We start from the raw sequence: 19,830 nt of genomic DNA on the forward strand, positions 1-19,830 counted from the left end.
GCTTGTCTACTTCCTAAGCCTATAGGCATCGACCGCTAAAGCGCGAGAAAACAGCCCCAGTTACACCTATGCCAGGTCTAGTGATTCCTTGCACAGTTCAATAAAACGATCGTTTGCCTCGACTTCGCCGATGGAGACACGCACCCCTTCATCAGCGAAGCCGCGCACCGACAGGGCCACCGCGTTTGCCCGTTCGACAAACTGTTCGGTGTTCGCACCCAGTGGCAGCCACACGAAGTTCGCCTGCGTGGATGGAATCTTCCACCCCTGCTCGCTCAAGGCAGCCACCACGCGTTCGCGTTCGGATACCAACCCTTCAACGCGCTCAAGCACCTGGTCGATGTTGGCCAGCGAAGCGACCGCAGCGTCTTCAGCCACGCTTGAGACGGCAAACGGCGTGGCTACGACACGGATATTTTCAGTGATCTGCGGGTGAGCCACCGAATAGCCCACGCGCAGGTTCGCCATGCCGTGGGCCTTGGAGAAGGTACGCAGCAGAACGACGTTTTCGTTCTCGTTGTAGGTGTGGATGCCGTCCACCGACTTCTCGTCGCGAACGAACTCGATATACGCCTCATCGAGGACTACCAGTACATTCTTGGGAACCCGAGCCAGGAAGTCATCAACTTCGGCCTGCGTCAGCACTGGGCCGGTTGGGTTATTCGGGGTGCACAGCAAAATCACCGACGTGTTCTCGTTGACCGCGGCAATCATGGATTCCAGATCATGGCGTCCATCCTCAAGCAACGGGATTTCCACCGGAAGAGCTCCGGCAGTCTGCACCAGAATCGGGTAGGCCTCAAAGGAACGCCACGCATAGATCACTTCGTCCTGAACGCCATCTTCGTTCTGCCCCGCGAAGGTATTGAGGATCTGCACCAGGGCACCGAGCGAACCTGCACCGGTCACAATGTCCTGTGCCGGAACGTCCAGGTAATCGGCGAGCGCATCGCGCAACTTGGTGGACAGCGGATCCGGGTAGCGGTTCAAGCTGTTCTGCTCGACCACGGCCTGATGCACCGCATCCAATGGTCCAAAGGGAATTTCATTCGACGACAGCTTGTAGGCTGTCATGCCCTGAACAGACGCTGGCGGCTTGCCCGCTGCGTATTTTGGCAAACGTGCAACTACAGAGCGTGGCTGCACCTGATCTTGGGTCACCGGGTTCTCAGTCATACTTCAAAGCCTAGTCCTCACTACGGCCTTAGCGATATCTGCAGTTCATCTTCATCTCTGCTTTATATGACAAAATTAAGGCATGAGCTTCCTGATTCGAGTCATCGTCAATGCACTTGCCCTCGCGGCGGCCGTTTGGATTGTGCCCGGCCTCAAAATCGTCGCGACAAATGAAGGGCTCACGAGCACGGTGATCGCCTATCTGGTGGTTGCTGCAATCTTCGGCTTGGTCAACGCCCTGGTACGTCCGGTCGTCAAGCTGTTCTCCTTGCCAATCACATGCCTGACCTTGGGCCTGTTCACCATCGTGATCAATGCCGTGATGCTACTGCTGACTTCATGGCTGACTACCTTCACCCCATTCGAACTGATCATCGAGAAATTCTGGTGGGACGCCATCGCTGGCACGATCATCATTTCCATCGTCTCGGCGGTCCTGGGATTGTTCGTCAAGAGCGGGAACGAGTAAAGCCAGAGAGTTCAACACTTCGCACTAGAGGAGGGCATCTACCCGATGCCCTCCTCTAGTGCGTTAATCCGCTCAATACGGCGCTGCTGAACAGCTCTTGTCTCCGCAAATCTTTTACCGAGCTGACATCAGGAACTTGTTCTCTTCCATCCGGCCTCGGCCTAATGCGGCGGCGCCACCTGATTGAGGCGTTCTTTGTCCTCTTCTTTCAGCGGTGGACGCTTCTTTTCTTTGCGTTCAAGCCTGAACATCCGTATTTTCACCAGCGGTTCAGGCAGGTAGAAATTCTTCAAGTGCTCGCGAATTTCGGTCTTTGGTTCTTGGTCAAGCTCCAGCAGATGATCACCGTAATTCTTGAGGTTATGCGGCGGACCGAATAAGCCATCCTCTGGCAGGATTCCATTCATCTGCTCACGTGGACCGGGAAAGGTTGTCGTGTACTGCTGATCCTTATTGGGATTAGCGGTCCCGTCAGTGCCGGGCACCATGTCTTTCCGGTCTTCGACATGCAGGCTGCGAACATCCTCAGGCAAGTCGATGTTCCCGATGGGCGAACCCAGGGTCAGGACTTTGTTCATCTTGTACTTGTGCTTCAGGAACTTGTTCTTCATCAGCTGGGCGACGTGAATGCCTCCTTGCGAGTACCCGGAAAGAATTACTTCATCACCCTCTTTTGCCCCGCTGATCTCCAATGCCTCGTCGAGGGGATCCACGAAGTTTTCAGATTCAAGACCGAAACCATCGGCAATGCCTTCCAACCCAAAGGGCGAGGGAACGTCCAAGTCGTTCTGGGTTCCCGGGAACAGTGCAAGATACGTATCAGGATCAGCCTGCACGATCATGATCTTCCCGTTATTTTCTGTCCCCTTTCCTTCCAGTATTTCGTGCAGCTGGAAGTAGCTGGTCAGCTTGCCATCAACTTCGACTGTTTGTTCCGGGTCCTGCTGCGTGAGTTCAACTTCGGTATTCCGGTTCGGTCCCAACCCCTTGATTGTCTGGGACAGGAATTTGGTGACACCTTCGATCTGGTCGTTCAGTGTTCTATCGGTGTTGAATCTCCAGTGCGGCATGTAGGTCATCAGCAACCGCAGAAAAGTCTGCATGTTCTCCCGCGGTGGGCGCCACCCGTTTTCGCGGGTCTTGGAAATGAAGTCCCCTATCAGCACGCTTCTGGTGCTGGTGAGCATCATGCGTTCCACGGCAGCTTCGGCAGCTTCATAATTGCGCATGGCCTCAGAGACTTTTCCTGTCAGTTCGAACGCTTGGATTTCACCTTCTCTGGCTTGGTGATAGCCCTTTCGGATCAAGTCTCCTAAAATTCCAACGCTGTAGCCCCGTGCTCCGATACCAGACACCATGCATTGAAGATTCATATCCGCCTCGCAGCGATCTGCCGTTTGCGAGGCATTGGCCAATGCATCGACCACGTCGTTGATATCGCGGGCAACCTGCTGGCATATTTCGCCAGCTTGCGCGTAATCCAATTCGTTGTAATTGACTTCATATCCCATGGCTACGAGGCCATTCGCTGATCCATGATTTGTGCTTCCAAGTTCTGGATCTCACGCATGGCGATCCCCAAATATTCTTCAGCGTTGGACAACTCGCCGGTGAGCATTTCTAATCTTTCGCTGAGCTCGTTGACATTATCGAGAAAGGCCTTGCCAACCTTTGAATTCCAAGTCAATGTACTGATTGAACCCAATTGCGCGATGGCGAACTTCGTAGTTTTCTGGGCATCATCCAACTGGCTGGCCACGCTCAGCAGCGTTGCTTGAAACATCATTTGCCTACTCCGCATCTCTAAGGATTTGTCCACCATCATGGATCGCTTTGTGAGCCGGACAGCACTGTTTGCCGCTAGCTGTGGAAACAGCGGTGAAGTAAAAGATGTGATGTAGCGCCGAGGATGGAAGAATATGAGTATGGCTGAGATTGCGCGCACTTCCCTTGCTAATGAACCACTGGCTTTGACTGCCCTTGACGGACGCTACCGCAGCGCCGTGGCACCGCTGGTTGACTACCTTTCCGAAGCGGCTTTGAACCGCGATCGCGTTCACGTTGAAGTTGAATGGCTGATCCACTTGACCGACAACTCCGTACTTCCAGGCACTTCCCCGCTGACTGCGGAACAGAAGACCGCCCTGCGCAAGATCGTTACCGATTTCGATGCAGATTCCGTCAAGGAACTGGCCGAGATCGAAGCGGTCACCGTGCACGATGTGAAGGCAGTGGAGTACTACATCGCCAACCGCTTGGAAGCGATCGGCATTGGAAACCTCAAGCCGCTGGTGCACTTCGGCTGCACCTCCGAAGACATCAACAACCTCTCCTACGCTCTGGGCGTCCAGGGTGGCGTACAGCAGGTATGGCTGCCAGCCGCCCGCGATCTGGTGGCCCAGCTGACCAAGATGGCCGAGGATTCCCGTGAAGTGCCGATGCTCTCGCGCACCCACGGCCAGCCAGCTACCCCAACCACCTTGGGCAAGGAACTGGCAGTACTGGCCTGGCGCCTGACCCGCCAGCTGGACCGCATCGAGAAGACCGAGTACCTGGGCAAGATCAACGGTGCAACCGGCACCTACGCAGCCCATTACGCTTCGGTTCCAAACGCCGACTGGCAGCAGATCTCGCAGGGCTTCGTCGAGCACCTGGGCCTGACCTGGAACCCGCTGACCACCCAGATCGAATCCCACGACTGGCAGGCAGAGGTCTACGCAGACATCGCACGCTTCAACAGCATCCTGCACAATCTGTGCACCGATGTCTGGAGCTACATCTCCATCGGCTACTTCGCTCAGATCCCAGTCGCTGGCGCCACCGGCTCCTCGACCATGCCGCACAAGGTCAACCCAATCCGCTTCGAGAACGCCGAAGCCAACTTGGAGATCTCCAACGGCCTGCTCAACACCTTGGGTTCCACCCTGGTGACCAGCCGCTGGCAGCGCGATTTGACCGACTCCTCCTCGCAGCGCAACATCGGTACCGCTATCGGCCACTCGGTCCTGGCGATCTCCAACGTCGCCAAGGGCCTGGATCGTTTGTCCGTCGCCGAAGCTGTGCTGGCTGAGGATCTGGACCATAACTGGGAAGTTCTCGCCGAGGCCATCCAGATGGTCATGCGCGCCGAGGCTATCGCCGGCGTTGAAGGCATGGACAACCCATACGAGCGCTTGAAGGACCTGACCCGCGGACACCGCGTGGATGCAGCCCGCTTGAAGGAATTCGTCGGCGAGCTGGGCCTGTCTGCTGAAGCAGAAACCCGCCTGCAGTCCCTGACCCCGGGCACCTACAACGGCATCGCTTCGCAGCTGGTCGACCACCTGAAGAAATAACCCAAAATATCAGCCTGTGGCCCGTTTGACCCTTCGTGGTTCAATGCGGGCCACAGGCTTTTGAACAGCCCTCCACCAAGCACCCAGATCAAAAACTCGGGCGTAAATTTCCAGTTGCGCGGGCGGCGCGAATGTAAAAAGCCGGCAGCAACACGTAGTTGCTGCCGGCTTGATATCAGTGAATCTAGAACTCGAAGTCGCCGAAGTCCCCGCCGCCACCGCCACCGAGGAAGTCCCCGAAAGCTCCGCCTGCCTGGTCTCCGAATCCTTCGCCAGCTGCGGAAATCTGCTCTCCGGCACCGGCTACGGTATCGCCCAGGCCATCGGCCATGGAGCCGAACTCTTCGCCGATGCCGGCGAACCCATCAAGCAGCGGTCCGGCAATGGCGGTACCGATGAACGCACCGGCCACACCGCCAAGCAGGCCAACTCCCAAGCCGCCAGCCGCGCCAGCAGCCATCCCCATGCCACGGCGTCCGCCGCCGGAGCCCAGCAGCTTGTCCATGAATCCAGGACGGGACATCTCCGCACGGGTCGCCGAACGAGCCAGGTCCCTTGGATCCTGGGTCATCGGACGCTCGGCCGGAGGCAACTGCTCGGAAAGCTCGCGATGCAGCAGTTCGCGTTGCTGCGGGGTCAGCCGGGCGAAGGCCTCAGCGTGGGCACGTTCCATATCCTGCGGCGGAGCGGTACGCAGCATATAGCGGTACTTCTCAATTGCTGCTTGGTCCTCGCGCGAGACACCCGAAGCCTGCGCATTGCCATAGCCGCGGTCACCGTAGTTCTGCTGCTGCGGCTGCTGGTATCCGCCGGGGTTCTGCTGGTAGCCTCGCTGGGAGTTTCCGTATCCGCGCTGGTTGCTATTGGAGCTGCGCTGATTGAGCTGTTCGCGGACGTACTCGCCGGCCATTTGCTTGCCCTTGCGCAGTAATTTGTCGAACATGGACATGAAGTTGGCCTCCTAGGCATTGCCGGCGCGATGCACGAAGCATCACTCTCTACCTGCTTAAACTCCCCAGCAGGGCCCCTTGTTCCCCACGTTAGACTATTCTCATAATTGCCCGGCACCAACGTAGCTAAGCGCTGCGCACCGGCTGCTTCACCTTGGCAGTCAGCCGGCCCAGCAGTTCGGCGGCCACGCTCACGGCAATCACTGCCGGCTGCTTGCCGCGCACTTCTGGAAGCCCAATGGGGCACTGGATGGCGCTAACCTCCTCGGCGCTGAAGCCACTGGCTTCCAGATTCTTCTGGAAGCGGATCCACTTGGCGCTAGATCCAATCAGCCCGATGGATCCCAAGCCAGGGTGGCGCAGAGCGGCATCGCAGAGGTGGAAATCCTCAGCATGATCATGGGTCATGATCAGCACATGGGCTCCTGCGGGCAAGCAGCTGAGCACTTGTTCGCCAAGTACCGCCACATTCGGATGGACCCGGGCGACACTTGGTTCAAGAGCCGATAATTCTTCCAGAAATTCCGGACGGGAATCGGTCAGGTACAGATCCAAGTCATGGCGGCTGAGAATCCGCGCCAACTCCATGCCCACATTTCCCACCCCGAAAATCGCCACCGTGGCAGAAACAGGCAGGGGTTCGAGCAGCACCGTAATTTCGCCTCCGCAGCATTGCCGCCCGTATTTGGCAGGCGCCTTGTCGCTCAGCTTCATGCTGATACTTTCCGGTTCGCTCGCAGCCTGGTCGATCATTTCCCGGGCGCGTTCCATTGTTGCCATTTCCAGGTTGCCGCCGCCAATGGTTCCAAAAACCTCTTGGCTGGCAATGACCATTTTCGCGCCTGCTTCACGCGGGGCATGGCCCCGTACAGCGGTAATGGTGGCCAGTACCGCTGGACGTCGTTCATTGCGCAGTACCGTGACCGCTTCAATCCACGACAGCATCGTCAGGCTCCTTTCCGCACCGATTCAATCGCCCAGAAGACGGCTTCGGGTGTGGCTGGCGAGGCCAGTTCCACCGGCTGTCCGGCCAGGCCGAACTCTGCCACGGCCTGGCGCAACGCCTCACGCACCGAGAATGCGAGCATCAGCGGCGGTTCACCTACCGCCTTGGACCCATAAACCGCACCTTCCTCATGTGCTTTTTGAAGCAGCGAAACATTGAATACCTCAGGCATCTCGGAGAAGCTGGGGATCTTGTAGGTGCTGGCCGCAGCGGTGGCCACTCGGCCGCGTCCCGGACCATCTGAGGTATCCCAGCGCAGGTCTTCGAGGGTCAACCAGCCGGAGCCCTGCACGAACCCACCCTCGATTTGCCCCAGATCCACCAGTGGCGAAAGCGAATCTCCGACATCATGGACAATATCCACCCGGCGCAGCACGTATGAACCGTCGAAGCGGCTGACTTCTACCTCGCTGGCCGCCACCCCGTAGGCGAAGTACTTGAATGGGCTGCCGGTCATGCGCGACAGGTCCCAATGCAGTCCTTCGGTGCGGTAGTACCCAGCGGCCGAAAGCTGGATGCGCTGGAAGTACGCGGCGTTGACGACTTCCTTCCAGTCCAGTGATTCGCTCTTACCCAAGGCCGTCACCTGGCCGTCGCCAAAGCGAACTTCATGGGCTGGGACCCCAAGTTTCCCGGCAGCTACCTGGGCCAAGCGTGCTTGGATCTGCTCACACGCATCTTTGACCGCACCACCGTTCAGGTCGCTGCCCGAACTGGCTGCGGTGGCCGAGGTATTGGGAACCTTATCGGTACGCGTCGCGGCGATGCGCACCATCGATAGCGGGACGCCCAAGGCGGTGGCGGCCACCTGCAGCATCTTGGTGTGCAGGCCCTGGCCCATTTCGGTGCCGCCGTGGTTGACCAGCACCGACCCATCCTTATAGACCAGCACCAGGGCGCCGCCCTGGTTGAAGGCAGTGAGGTTGAAGGAGATGCCGAATTTCACCGGGGTCAGCGCAAGCGCCCGTTTGGTGTGCTCATGCGCGGCATTGAATTCACGGATCTGCGCTTCGCGCTGTGCGATATCTGCGGTGTCCAGTACCTGGCTCCATGCTGCTTCCAGCCGTTCGGGGTGCCTCACCGGCTGGTAGTACGGGGTGTTTTGGCCTTCGGTGTAGAAGTTGCGGCGGCGCAATTCCCTGGCGTCCAATCCCAGCTGCGGGGCCACCCGGCCCAGGATGTCTTCCATGACCAGCATGCCCTGCGGACCGCCAAAGCCACGGAACGCGGTTTGGGAGGTTTTATGGCATTTGGCGATGCGCCCCTTGACCCTGATGTTCGGGATCCAATAGGAATTATCAATATGGCACATCGCGCGGGTCAGCACCGGTTCGGACAGATCCAGGCTCCACCCGCCGTCAGCTGTCAACTGGGCGTCAAGTCCCAGGAACCTGCCTTGCTCGTCAAAGCCGATCTTCCAGGTGGCATGGAATCCGTGCCGCTTGCCGGTCATGGTCATGTCCAGGGTGCGGTCCAGCCGCACCCGCACCGGCCGTCCGGTGAGCACCGCGCCCAGCGCCGCCACGGCGGCATAGCCATGGGGCTGCATTTCCTTGCCGCCGAAGCCTCCTCCCATGCGCAAGACCTGCACGGTGACCTCATTGGCGTCGATTCCCAGCACATGCGAGACGATGTCTTGGGTTTCGGTGGGGTGCTGGGTGGAGCAGTGGATCATAATCTGCCCGTTCTCATCCACCAGGGCCAGTGAGTTCTGGGTTTCCAGGTAGAAGTGCTCTTGCCCGGCGAATTCAAAATCCCCCTCGAAAACATGGGCCGCTTGCGCGAAGGCGCCTTCTGGATCTCCCTTGGCGATCTCCGGCTGGATGCCGTGAAAGCTGTTGGCTGCCATGGCGTCCTTGATGGTGATCAGGGATTCCAGTGCTTCATAGTCCACGGTGACCGATTTGGCCCCGGCCTTGGCCGCTTCCAGGCTCTCGCCCAAGACCCAGGCCACCGGTTGCCCGTAGAACATCACTTCATCGACCGGGAGCATCGGCTCATCATGCTTGGCTCCCTGGTCATTGACTCCGGGAATGTCTTGGGCGGTGATTACCTTGATGACTCCGGGCGCTGCCAGCGCTGCACTGGTTTCAATGCCCAGGATTTTGGCGTGGGCGTGGGTGGACTGCACCGGGTAGGCGTGCAGGACCCCGGACAGTCGCTGGGACAGATCATCGGTGTACAGTGCGGTGCCGGTAACGTGCCCGTCCGCCGATTCATGGCGGTGCCGCTGGCCGACAACCGATATGCCGGGTCGTTGGGATAGCTGGCTCATGAGTTCTGCTCCCCTTCTTCAGCCGCACAGCGCGAATGCTGCTGGGCATAGAACCGTTCAAGTGAATAGGCCAGCATGGCCTTGCGGTATTCGGCGCTGGCTCGGTGGTCATCCATGGGTGTTCCTTCTAAGCCCATGGTGTGTGCGGCCGCCCGGATGGTTTCCAGGTTCCAGGGCTTGCCTTCAAGCATTGCTTCGGTGGAAATGGCGCGCAGCGGGGTGGCGGCTACTCCGCCCAGCCCGATACGGGCCTTGGTGATCAGTCCTCCTTCAGCACGAACTGCATAGCCGATGGCCACCGAAGAGATGTCGTCGAAGCGCCGTTTGGAGATCTTCTGGAAACTGGTCAGTTCCGAGAGCGGGAGCGGGATACGGATCGCCGTGATCATCTCCCCCGGCTCGCGCACGCTCTGCCGGTATCCGGTGAAGTAGTCCTCCAGCGCCACCATCCGGTTGCCGCGGATGCTGGAAAGCACCAGTTCGGCTTCCAGCGCCAGCAAGGCAGGCGGGGTATCGCCAATGGGTGAGCCGGTGCCCAGGTTTCCGCCCATGGTCGCACCGTTGCGGATCAGCCTCGAAGCGAATTGCGGAAAGAGCTTTGAGAGCAGCGGAACTTTTCCTGCCAGCTGGCGTTCCACCTCGCTCAGGGTGCATCCAGCACCGAGTTCAAGGAACTTTTCGGTCCAGCGGCTCTGGCGCAGTTCTGCCAACCGGTCGATGGCCAGCACCGAGCGGGCGCGGGCTCCCTTGATATTGACCTCCACACCCCAGTCGGTGCCGCCGGCCAGCAGCACGGTGTCGGGTTCTTCCGCAAGGATCTGCAAGGCCTGGTCCAGATCCGTCGGCCTGCGGAAACGGCCCAAATCCCCCGTGGGGGTATCGGCGCGCTGGATGTCGGTAGCTGGTGGTTCCGGGACCGGCTGAGCTTGCCGGGCTGCCAAGGGGTCTTCGGTTTCCGGTGTGCCCAATGCGTAGGCGGCGTCGCGGATCGGACGGTACCCGGTGCAGCGGCAGAGATTGCCCGACAGCGCGTGCAGGTCGAATCCATTAGGTCCGCACTGGTGCGCCTCGCCATCGCCCGCGCTGACTGCGGGTTGGCTGGAGCGCTCGGGGCGGTAGTATTCGGCGGCCATGGAGCACACGAATCCGGGAGTGCAATATCCGCACTGGGATCCGCCGCGGTTGGCCATCTCTTCTTGCACCGGGTGCATCGCCGCGACGCTGCCCAGCCCTTCGGAGGTGATGATTTCCTGGCCATCAAGTGCTGCGGCCGGCAGCAGGCAGGCGTTCACTGCCGTCCATCTGCTGCCTTGCCCGTCACTGCGTGCCACCAGGATGGAGCAGGCGCCGCATTCGCCCTCGGCGCAGCCTTCCTTGCATCCGATCAGTCCCTGCCCGCGCAAGAAATCCAGCGCGTTGGTATGCGGGGGTCCGTCGATTTCCTTGGCCGTTCCGTTGACGGTAACCAGGCATTTTGTCTCTTGTGTTGCCTCGGCGCTCATGCCGCTGACACCTCCTGCGCCCGGGTATCGCCCGGCGCACCATGAATGAATTGGATGATGGGTGGGAACTGGCGCCCGGCCGGAGATTTCAGGCTCGGCCACGGCACCGCCGCATGCTGCGGCGGGTTCAGACTCCGTGCGCGATCTGGCCCTTGGACCAGGCGAGGCATCCGCCCATGATTACCCTCCAGATTTCGGGTCATGCACTTTCACTCAACCCAGCAAGGTGACCTGGATCACCATGATGGGTTCTTACTATAGCCCGGATTGCTTCAGGCCAGCAGGGCGGTGATGGGGCCTCGGGCGAAGTACACCAGGAACCCCAGAGCCACGACCCACATCAACGGGTGAATCTTGGAATACCGCCCTGCCGCGCTGTTCACCACCACCCAGGCGATGAACCCGGCGCCAATGCCATTGGCAATGGAATAGGTCAATGGCATGGTGATCAAGGTGAGGAACGCCGGCATGGCCCTGGAGAACCGCTTGAAGTTGATTTCGCGGATCTGCGCGCACATCAAGGTGCCCACCAGAACCAGTGCCGCGGCGGCCACCTCAATGGGAACCACAGAGGTCAGCGGCGTGAAGAACATCGACCCCAGGAACAGCACCCCGGTGATGACCGAGGCAAGTCCGGTGCGCGCGCCTTCGCCAATGCCGGCGGCCGAATCCACATAGACGGTATTCGAGGAGGACGAGCCCATGCCGCCGGCCACCGCGCCCAGGCCCTCGACGACGAACGCCGCCTTGAGCCGCGGGACCGTTCCGTCCTTATGCGCCAACCCGGCGGTCTTCGCCAGCCCGGTCATTGTGCCCATGGCGTCGAAGAAGTTGGTGAACACCAAGGTGAAGACCAGCATGGTGGCTGCCAGTGCCCCGATCCGCGCGAAGGAGCCGAACAGGTCGAATTCTCCGGCCAGCGATAAATCAGGCAGCGAGACGATATTGCCCCGCAGTACCGGCATATTCAGGTGCCAGCCATGCGGATTACCCGCCCCGCCCGGCCCGATCTTGAAGACCAGCTCGGCGATCATCGCCAGCACCGTGGAGATCACGATGCCGATCAGGATCGCGCCTTGCACTCCGCGGGCCACCAGTGCGCCCATGATCAGCAGGCCCACCACGAAGATCATGGTGGGGATCGATACGATCGACCCGCCATCGCCGAGCTGCACCGGAGGACCGGCGGCGGTGCGGGTGACGAATCCGCAGTCCACGAACCCGATGAAGGTGATGAACAGCCCGATGCCCACGGTGATCGCGGCTTTCAGGTCCTTGGGGATGGCCCGGAAGATCGCGGTGCGCACCCCGGTCATTCCGAGCAGGACGATCAGCAGTCCGTTGATTACCACCAGTCCCATGGCCTCGGGCCAGGTGACCTCCTGGATGACCGAGACGGCGAGGAAGGAGTTGATGCCCAGCCCGTCGGCCATGCCGAAGGGCAGGTTGGCGACCAGTCCGAACAGGATGGTCATCAGTCCGGCGGTCAGGCCGGTCATGGCACCGACCTGCGCGGCCGGGAGCCAGTTGCCGGCCACATCCACGGGTGCGGCGTCGTCGCTGAATCCTCCGAGGATCAGAGGGTTGAGGATCACGATGTAGGCCATCGTGAAGAAGGTGACGACTCCACCGCGCATTTCCCGCGCCAGAGTGGACCCGCGTTCAGTGATGCTGAAGAACGCGTCCAGGATGCCGCCCGGCCCGCCTGGACGGCGCGGCTTGCTACCTCGCTGCATGCCCTTGGGGCTAGCTGGCAAGCGACTTGTCGTGGTCATGATCCTGGACCTTCTAGTTCGGTCCGGGATTCTTGGGAATCCCATGCCTTGAACGGCAACAGGTGCTCTCCGCTTTCGGATTGGAAGCAGTTCACCGGCATCAGCGAGCGGTTGGACTTTGATTCGAAGTATTCATAGAACACCGCATCATCAAATCCGGCAGCTGCCGCATCATGCCTGTTGGCCGCGAAGAAAACCTTGCCGATACGGGCCCATAATGAGGTGGCCAGGCACATCGGGCAGGGTTCGCAACTGCTGTAGAGCACGCAGCCGCTCAAATCAAAGGTCCCCCCAGCGCAGCCGCTGCCGTGCGGATGGCGACCACCTCGGCGTGCGCCGATGGGTCGTTGTTGGCCGTGACGCGGTTGACTCCTTCGAAGATCTGGCCGTCGGCCGTGACCACCACGGCGCCAAATGTCCCGCCGGCGTTGTGGACATTTGTGGTGGCAATATCGATGGCCATCGAAAGATAGTCTTGGCCAGTGGTAGTAACGCTCATCGCGTGGCTCCTCATGCTTTGGACAAGAACTCCGCAGCGCACTGCTTGGCGCTAGATACCGGTTGCACTTGTCACCTGAAATCGATCAGTTGCATGCCCGGTAGATAGCGACCCATCAGGTGGGTGCCCGCCATAGACAGCTACGAGATTATCAGCGGATTGTGATGCACACAACACTTCTTTTGAAATCTCTTTTTCGCATCATGAACAAAAACTTGCCGTCTTGCCGCTCATCCCCTCTCCCACTTGCAGCGATCCGACGGGACTGGCCCCTCCCTCCAGCACCGCGAATCCCAAAGCTGGATCGTTGCCCCGGCGCTCGGGTTTCCAACACATTACAGCCGCCTATCGGCGCACCGATCCGGCGGGTGAATTTAAGTTCCCTTCGGCGCAACAACCTGAGCACCTAGGCGAAATACCTCTTTGAGAAGCTCAGATGCATCAAGTGCTAGAGAAGGGATCGGATAACGTGAGCGCACAGCTAGAAGCATCTGACACATCGCAGGCACTGCAAGTGCAACCGGGACGCTGGGTCAGCAACTGGACCCCGGAGGATCCAGAATTCTGGAAGCGCACCGGATCTGCGGTAGCCAGCCAAAACCTCAAGTGGTCCATCTTCGCCGAGTTCCTCGGATTCAGCGTTTGGCAGCTTTTCGCCATTGTCGTGGTCTATCTTCCAGTAGCGGGATTCAGCTACAGCACCACGCAGCTGTTCTGGCTGATCTCCATCCCGAGCCTCGTCGGTGCCACACTGCGCATCCCCTACACGTTCATGGTGGCCCGTTTCGGCGGGCGCAACTGGACGGTCATTTCCGCGCTGCTCCTGCTGATTCCGGCCGGCGGCATTTCCCTGGCCCTGGCTGATCCGTCCACGCCATTCTGGGTCATGCTCAGCCTTGCGGCGCTGACCGGCTTCGGCGGCGGAAATTTCGCTTCCTCGATGGCTAATATCACCTATTTCTACCCCGCTTCCCGCAAGGGATGGGCGTTGGGCCTCAACGCCGCCGGCGGCAACCTCGGCGCGGCGGTCGCCCAGCTGCTTGTACCGGTCATTGTCACGGTCTTCGCCGCCGGGGCGTTGCAGCTTCCGCTGGCAGGGATGCTCTGGATCCCGTTGATTCTGCTCTCCGCATGGGGTGCCTGGAAATACATGCACAACCTGTCATCGGCACGCTCTGATATCCGCGGCGCCATTGCTTGCCTGAAGGTAAAGCACCTGTGGATCATCTCCGCCCTGTATGTGGGAACCTTCGGCTCCTTCATTGGATTCTCGGCAGTATTCCCCAAGCTGATCGTTGACACTTTCCCCGAATACGCGGCCTTGCCGCTGGGCACCGCAACCATCACCCTTGCCTTCCTCGGCCCGCTGGTCGCGTCCCTGGCCCGTCCATACGGCGGCAAGATCGCTGACAAGCTCGGCGGCGCACGCATCACCGTGGCGACCTTCGGAGCCATGGCCTTGATTACCGCTGCGCTAGTGCTCAGCCTGCCACGGGCCAACTTCTGGATGTTTCTATTCCTGTTCTTGCTGCTCTTCACCGCAAGCGGCATCGGCAATGGCTCGACCTACCGGATGATCCCGGTAGTCTTTGCCCTGAGCGGCGAAGGGAAACCGGCGGGCCAGGTGGATTCTTCACGCAAGGCGGCCGCGGCCTTGGGCTTGATCTCGGCCATCGGAGCCTACGGCGGCTTCCTGATTCCCCAGGCCTTGGGCCTGTCCATCTCCAGCACCGGCGCCTACACCACCGCATTCATCATCTTCATCGCTGCCTACCTGATGCTCATGGCCACCGCGTGGTTCACCTACGCACGCCCAGGCACCCGCTTCGCCCAGCACGGAGTCTGACATGACCGACACACACTGTCCATATTGCGCCTTGCAGTGCGGCATCACCTTGGAACCCAACCAGCCAGAGCACAGCACCGAACCGGTGAGCTTGAAGGGACGGGACTTCGAGACCAATGGCGGGGCGCTGTGCCGAAAAGGCTATAGCGCTGCCAAACTGCTGGATCACCCAGAACGCCTGCAAACACCGCTGCTTCGCCAACCCGACGGAAGCCTTGCACCGATTGATTGGGAGCAAGCGCTGGATCTGGTGGCCAGCAAGGCATTGGGCATCCGCGCTGAATCCGGAGCCGACGCGCTAGCGGTCTTCGGCTCCGGCTCACTGACCAATGAAAAGGCCTACCAGCTGGGCAAGTTCGCACGGCTGGCTCTGGGCACCTCGCGCATCGACTATAACGGCCGGTTCTGCATGTCCTCGGCCGCTGCCGGCACCAACCGAGCTTTTGGCTTGGACCGGGGATTGCCCTTCCCGCTGGCCGATCTGGATGGGGCCGGGATGATCCTGATGCTCGGTTCCAACGTGGCCGATACGATGCCTCCTTTTGTCCGGCATCTAACCGGAGCCCGGGAAAACGGCGGCTTGATCGTGGTTGATCCGCGGCGTTCTGCCACAGCCAAGCTCTGTGCCGATAATGCCGGCTGGCACTTGCAGCCGACCCCGGCCACCGATCTTCCGCTGCTGCTGGGCTTGGCTCACGTACTGGTGGCCGAATCCCTGGCCGACACCAGTTATCTGGCCGCCCGCACCAATGGTTTCGGCTCCTTGAAAGCTTCACTGGCCAGCTGGTGGCCGGAGCGAACGGCCCGCATCACCGGTGTTCCTGCCGAGCAGATCCGGCACACCGCCAGGGCTCTGGCCCAAGCGGCCAGCGAAGCGAAGGCCGGCGGCAAACCGGTCTACATACTCACCGGCCGCGGCATCGAGCAGCATTCCAACGGCACCGATACGGTCACCGCCGCCATCAACCTCGCGCTGCTGCTGGGCCTGCCTGGCACCCTGGCCGGCGGCTACGGCACCATCACCGGCCAGGGCAACGGGCAAGGCGGACGGGAGCACGGGCAAAAGTGCGACCAGCTTCCGGGCTACCGCAAGATCACCGACCTAGGACACCGCGCGCATGTAGCCCGTGTCTGGGGTGTTGAGCCCGAGGCCATCCCCGGTCCCGGGCTTCCAGCCGTTGAACTCTTCGATGCGCTCGGCACCCCTCGCGGTCCGCGCATGATGCTGATCCACGGGGCTAACCCGGTGATCTCCGCACCCGATGCCTCACGCGTGGCCAGCTCCCTGACCAAACTGGATTTCCTGGTGGTCTGCGACTTCTTCCTCTCAGAGACCGCAGCCCAAGCAGATCTGGTCTTGCCCGTACTGCAATGGGCTGAAGAAGAAGGCACCATGACCAATTTGGAGGGACGGATCCTGCGCCGCCGCGCAGCCTTGACGGCACCGGAAAATGCGCGCAGTGAACTATGGATCTTCTCCCAGCTCGCCCAGCGTCTGGATGCCCCAGGCTGCTTCTCCCCCGATGCCCAAGAAGTCTTTGAAGAACTCAAATTAGCTTCGGCCGGCGGACTCTCCGACTACTCGGGTGTGAACTGGGATGACCTTGATGCCGGGGCAGCGATCTACTGGCCATGTCCTGCAGGCACCGACGTGAAGGCCCAGCCAGGTATCCGCAATGGCACCCCGAGATTGTTCCTTGAGGGTTTTGCCCATGAAGACCAGCGTGCCGTGCTGGTACCTGTCTATTTCCAACCAGCACCCCGGATGGACAAGTCCTCGGTGTCGCTGGTGACCGGCCGCCTGCTTGAGCACTACCAATCCGGCGCCCAGACGCGCCGGGTTCCGGAGCTGGCTAAGGCGGCACCGGAACCACTGCTGGAAATCCATCCAGCCACAGCCTTGGCCCACCAGATTGCCCAAGGGCAAAAGGTCGTGATCAGCAATGAACGCGGTGAAGTCACCGCCCGCGCACTGCTGAGCTCCGATGCCCGGCTGGACACAGTCTTCCTGCCCTTCCACTACCCGGATTCAGGTACCGCAAACCTGCTGACCGAGGCGAAGGTCGATCCGCACAGCAAGATGCCGGAATTCAAGCACGCCCATGTTTCGCTGAGCGCTGTGAAAGAGGAACAATGAACGAGCAACGCCCGCAACGCATCGCCATCATCGGATTCGGCCCCGTCGCCGCTTCCCTCATTGAAGGGCTGCTGCCCGCGGCAGCAGCAGGCCACTGCGAAATAACGGTGATCAGCGCCGAAAACCACCTGGCCTACAACCGCGTGCTGCTCGCTGAACTGGCAGCCGGAGCCGCCGAGTTCGAACACCTTAGCATGGTGGATCCGCAGCGCTTGGCTGATGCCGGGGTCCAAGTACGCTTGGGCGTGCAGGCTACCGGCATCGATCGCGCACGGCGCCGGATCCATCTGGGCGGCAACGACTATGTGTCCTACGACCGGCTTGTTTTCGCCACCGGCGCCCGAACCGTGATCCCCACGCTCAACGGCCTGAACTTCGATCCGCATGCTGATGCTTCACTGCCAGCCGGAGTCTTTGCCCTGCGTACGGTGGATGACGCCCACCAGCTGCGCAAATCGATCGAGCTGGGCCAGCGCATTTTGATTCTCGGCGGCGGTGTTCTGGGCATCGAGGCGGCCTTGGCCATTGCGCGTACTGGGGCGCAGGCGGTGCTGGTGCATCATGGTCCGGCCCCGCTGGGACGCGTCGTGGATGCAGATGGAGGGGCGTTGCTGTCCCGTAATCTGCGTGAAGCAGGTGTCGAGGTGATCCCGGGTGCGAAGGCCAGTGGCATTCAAAAAGATGCACAAGGTTTCACTGGCCTGATGACTTCCACCCACGGACTGATCCAGGCAGATGCCCTGCTCATTTCCACGGGCGTGAGAGCCAGAACAGAGCTGGCCTCGGGCTGCGGATTGCCGGTGGGCCGCGGTATTAAGACCGATGAATTCCTCTGCGCCGATACCGAGCAGCGAATTTTCGCCCTCGGCGACTGTGCCGAAGTTGCCGGACAGCCGCCGGTTGGACTGCTGGCCCCGGGATGGGCTCAGGCCGCATGGTTGTCCCAGCAACTGTTGCAGCTTACTGGTTCCGGGGCATCCGAACCGCTTGCTGCCCCGGACTTCTCTGCTTCTAATGTATTGATGCTCAAGGGCCAAGGCATCGAGCTGACCGCTGCCGGCGATATCAGCGCCGGTTATTGGGACGATACCGATCTGCAGGCAACAATCTATGCGGATCCTGCGCGCGGACGGTATCTGAAGATCGTCACCCGGCAGGATGCGGTCACCGGATTCCTTGCCATGGGACTGCCGCAAACCAGTGCCGAACTTGTGCTGGCTTATGAACGGGCCACCGCCTTGCCTGAAGACCGCTCCAGCCTGTTGCGGTTGGATGATCCGGCAACAGAGCAAATCTCGGCGATCCCGAGTGATGAAGACCAGCTGTGCCGGTGTTCCGGTGCCACCTACGGCGAGGTGGCCCACGCGGTGGGCGCTGGATGCGCAACCGTAGCGCAGGTAGGCGAAAATTGCCGTGCGGGCACCGGTTGCGGCGGGTGCAAATCAAAGATTGAAGAGCTGCTGGCCAAGGCTCCTGCCCTGGCGTAATGGTTCTGCTGGCGGCCGGCTCCTAGCGAGCTGGCCGCCTTTCTGCGCGATCGCGCCTGAAACGCAAAATCGTAGGTGGCATCAAACGTTGGCCAGTGCCGCGATCATGGAGAGCAGAATTATCGGAGCTGCGTATAAGCCTGCTGGTAAGCAACTAGCCTCGAGCCAGTTGCCCAGCCAACTCTATTTAAGGAATTTCGGCGTTTTGGTCCAGCGCTGGAAACGAGTCAACTCGTGTTCGACTTCTGAAACTTCGACATCTGTATCAGGTGATTCAGCTAGCGGAATGACGCATTCGCCGATGGATTTCGAAATTGCCGCGATCATCTTTTCATAGCAAATTTCGATCGCGCGAATGGCTTTGTTCTCGGAGCCAGGAACATCGGCAATTGAAAATGAGTAGTTCGTTACCAGAGTCTCTACATATTCGAGCCGGGGTGGCGTAGGCATACCCGCAAATGCTTTCTGCAAGAAGTTGTCAAAATCTTGTGCGTTATCTGACTTCGCTTCCCAATTCAGATCGCCAACCCAATCATTTTCGGTGCGGGCAACTACGGCGTTCCATACCTGCTCGGAAGTCGAATCTTTATGCGCAGCTAGCACTGCTAGGAATTCTTCGTCTGTCATCGTTTTGACCTACTCATACGCAATTTTTCCAGTACTTACATCGTAGGTGATGACGACCTTTTCCCTTTTTGCATTTCCAATCTACCGTCGGCACCGCTTTTCTGCGCGATTGCGTCTGAAACGCAAAATCGTAGGGACGAAAGCCATGTGCTTTCGTCCCTACGATGATTTGATGATGCGAGTTCTATTATTCTTGCACGCCAACGCTGGAAAATGCGGTAACCGGCTCTAGCTCGCAGCAAGCAGTTCCGTCTCCTCTTGGAGCTCGTACCAGCCCTGCCAGGCCGAATGCTCAACGTCGATGGCTTGATCTGTTTTCAGGCTCATTTGGTCTGCTCCATCCATAGCTGCCCTTCAATTTCCATGAGCCGCTGCACGGGCAACGGCAGCGAATCGGCGTTCAGGCATTCCCCGGTGTCCAGTCGATACACTTCCTTGTGCAGCGGGCAGGCAACGGTGGCCACGTGGACCGACTCGACCACGGTGTCCCCCAGGATGCCTCGGGCCATGACTTTTGCCCCGGTGCTGGGGCAGCGGTGCGAGGTTGCGTAGAACGCGTCTTCCTCGGTGCGGAACAGTGCCAGCTGGGTGCCTTCAAGCCAAAGGGCCTCTCCCCATCCGCGTTCCAGCTCTGCGCTGCGGCAAAGCGGAGCCAGGCTCAAAGTCGCTTCACGAGTTATTTCTGCAATTTGCGTGCTCATGACCGTAAGTCCTTCGTGGTTGGGGTTTGCTGATATATCGAGCTT

15 protein-coding genes and 1 pseudogene are annotated in these 19,830 nt (G+C 60.1%); 5 read left to right on the forward strand and 11 right to left on the reverse strand.

The genetic code is table 11. The annotated features are described in order from the left end of the window. Positions 1 to 66 precede the first annotated feature (66 nt). Entirely contained in the window at positions 67 to 1,176 is a 1,110-nt protein-coding gene (locus AARI_RS15325; RefSeq protein ID WP_013350182.1) for a histidinol-phosphate transaminase, read from the reverse strand. Positions 1,177 to 1,258: 82 nt separating this feature from the next. Between AARI_RS15325 and AARI_RS15330 the strand changes: the two genes are divergently transcribed. Then, entirely contained in the window at positions 1,259 to 1,645 is a 387-nt protein-coding gene (locus AARI_RS15330) for a phage holin family protein (RefSeq protein WP_013350183.1), read from the forward strand. Positions 1,646 to 1,806: 161 nt separating this feature from the next. Here AARI_RS15330 and AARI_RS18735 read toward each other — a convergent pair whose 3' ends face one another. Continuing rightward, positions 1,807 to 3,156, reverse strand: a complete 1,350-nt coding sequence (locus tag AARI_RS18735) for a hypothetical protein (RefSeq protein ID WP_013350184.1) — start codon at positions 3,154 to 3,156, stop codon at positions 1,807 to 1,809. 2 nt (positions 3,157 to 3,158) lie between these two features. After that, on the reverse strand, positions 3,159 to 3,431 hold the full coding sequence (locus tag AARI_RS15340) for a hypothetical protein (protein ID WP_013350185.1): 273 nt from the start codon (positions 3,429 to 3,431) through the stop codon (positions 3,159 to 3,161). A gap of 139 nt (positions 3,432 to 3,570) precedes the next feature. Between AARI_RS15340 and purB the strand changes: the two genes are divergently transcribed. Beyond that, on the forward strand, positions 3,571 to 4,980 hold the full coding sequence (purB, locus tag AARI_RS15345) for an adenylosuccinate lyase (protein WP_013350186.1): 1,410 nt from the start codon (positions 3,571 to 3,573) through the stop codon (positions 4,978 to 4,980). A gap of 184 nt (positions 4,981 to 5,164) precedes the next feature. Here the strand turns inward: purB and AARI_RS15350 are convergent, their stop codons facing one another. The 6 genes and pseudogenes from AARI_RS15350 to AARI_RS15375 all read right to left on the reverse strand — a co-directional run bounded on the left by AARI_RS15350 (position 5,165) and on the right by AARI_RS15375 (position 12,987). Then, the gene (locus AARI_RS15350) at positions 5,165 to 5,929 is read right to left on the reverse strand and encodes a hypothetical protein (protein WP_013350187.1); all 765 of its coding nucleotides are present in this window, start codon (positions 5,927 to 5,929) and stop codon (positions 5,165 to 5,167) included. Positions 5,930 to 6,056: 127 nt separating this feature from the next. Beyond that, on the reverse strand, positions 6,057 to 6,875 hold the full coding sequence (gene xdhC, locus AARI_RS15355; RefSeq protein ID WP_013350188.1) for a xanthine dehydrogenase accessory protein XdhC: 819 nt from the start codon (positions 6,873 to 6,875) through the stop codon (positions 6,057 to 6,059). Positions 6,876 to 6,877: 2 nt separating this feature from the next. Further along, positions 6,878 to 9,211, reverse strand: a complete 2,334-nt coding sequence (xdhB, locus tag AARI_RS15360) for a xanthine dehydrogenase molybdopterin binding subunit (RefSeq protein ID WP_013350189.1) — start codon at positions 9,209 to 9,211, stop codon at positions 6,878 to 6,880. Continuing rightward, positions 9,208 to 10,713 (reverse strand): xanthine dehydrogenase small subunit, encoded by a 1,506-nt coding sequence (locus tag AARI_RS15365; RefSeq protein ID WP_013350190.1) that lies wholly within the window; start codon positions 10,711 to 10,713, stop codon positions 9,208 to 9,210. The genes xdhB and AARI_RS15365 overlap by 4 nt, the downstream gene beginning before the upstream one ends. A gap of 272 nt (positions 10,714 to 10,985) precedes the next feature. After that, positions 10,986 to 12,449: an NCS2 family permease gene (locus AARI_RS15370; protein WP_041650205.1), complete on the reverse strand. Its 1,464-nt coding sequence runs from the start codon at positions 12,447 to 12,449 to the stop codon at positions 10,986 to 10,988. Positions 12,450 to 12,484: 35 nt separating this feature from the next. Then, positions 12,485 to 12,987: pseudogene (locus AARI_RS15375) on the reverse strand (nucleoside deaminase). Between the two features lie 436 nt (positions 12,988 to 13,423). On the opposite strand from AARI_RS15375, the gene AARI_RS15380 reads away from it, so the two are divergent. From AARI_RS15380 to AARI_RS15390, 3 genes are read left to right on the forward strand one after another with little or no spacing between them, the layout of a single operon-like run. Beyond that, positions 13,424 to 14,833: an MFS transporter gene (locus AARI_RS15380; RefSeq protein ID WP_013350193.1), complete on the forward strand. Its 1,410-nt coding sequence runs from the start codon at positions 13,424 to 13,426 to the stop codon at positions 14,831 to 14,833. Between the two features lies 1 nt (position 14,834). Then, the gene (locus AARI_RS15385; RefSeq protein WP_013350194.1) at positions 14,835 to 16,970 is read left to right on the forward strand and encodes a molybdopterin oxidoreductase family protein; all 2,136 of its coding nucleotides are present in this window, start codon (positions 14,835 to 14,837) and stop codon (positions 16,968 to 16,970) included. Continuing rightward, entirely contained in the window at positions 16,967 to 18,457 is a 1,491-nt protein-coding gene (locus AARI_RS15390; RefSeq protein WP_013350195.1) for an FAD-dependent oxidoreductase, read from the forward strand. The genes AARI_RS15385 and AARI_RS15390 overlap by 4 nt, the downstream gene beginning before the upstream one ends. A gap of 183 nt (positions 18,458 to 18,640) precedes the next feature. On the opposite strand, the gene AARI_RS15395 is transcribed toward AARI_RS15390, so the two are convergent. Together AARI_RS15395 and AARI_RS15400 are read right to left on the reverse strand one after the other, a co-directional pair. Next, a complete protein-coding gene (locus AARI_RS15395; protein WP_013350196.1) occupies positions 18,641 to 19,084 on the reverse strand; it encodes a hypothetical protein in 444 nt (147 codons plus the stop codon). A gap of 323 nt (positions 19,085 to 19,407) precedes the next feature. Then, positions 19,408 to 19,785, reverse strand: coding sequence for a nitrite reductase (NAD(P)H) small subunit (locus AARI_RS15400; RefSeq protein WP_013350198.1), 378 nt, complete (start codon positions 19,783 to 19,785; stop codon positions 19,408 to 19,410). Positions 19,786 to 19,830: the final 45 nt, after the last annotated feature.

This window comes from Glutamicibacter arilaitensis Re117, assembly GCF_000197735.1.
GTDB classification, from domain to species: Bacteria; Actinomycetota; Actinomycetes; order Actinomycetales; family Micrococcaceae; genus Glutamicibacter; species Glutamicibacter arilaitensis.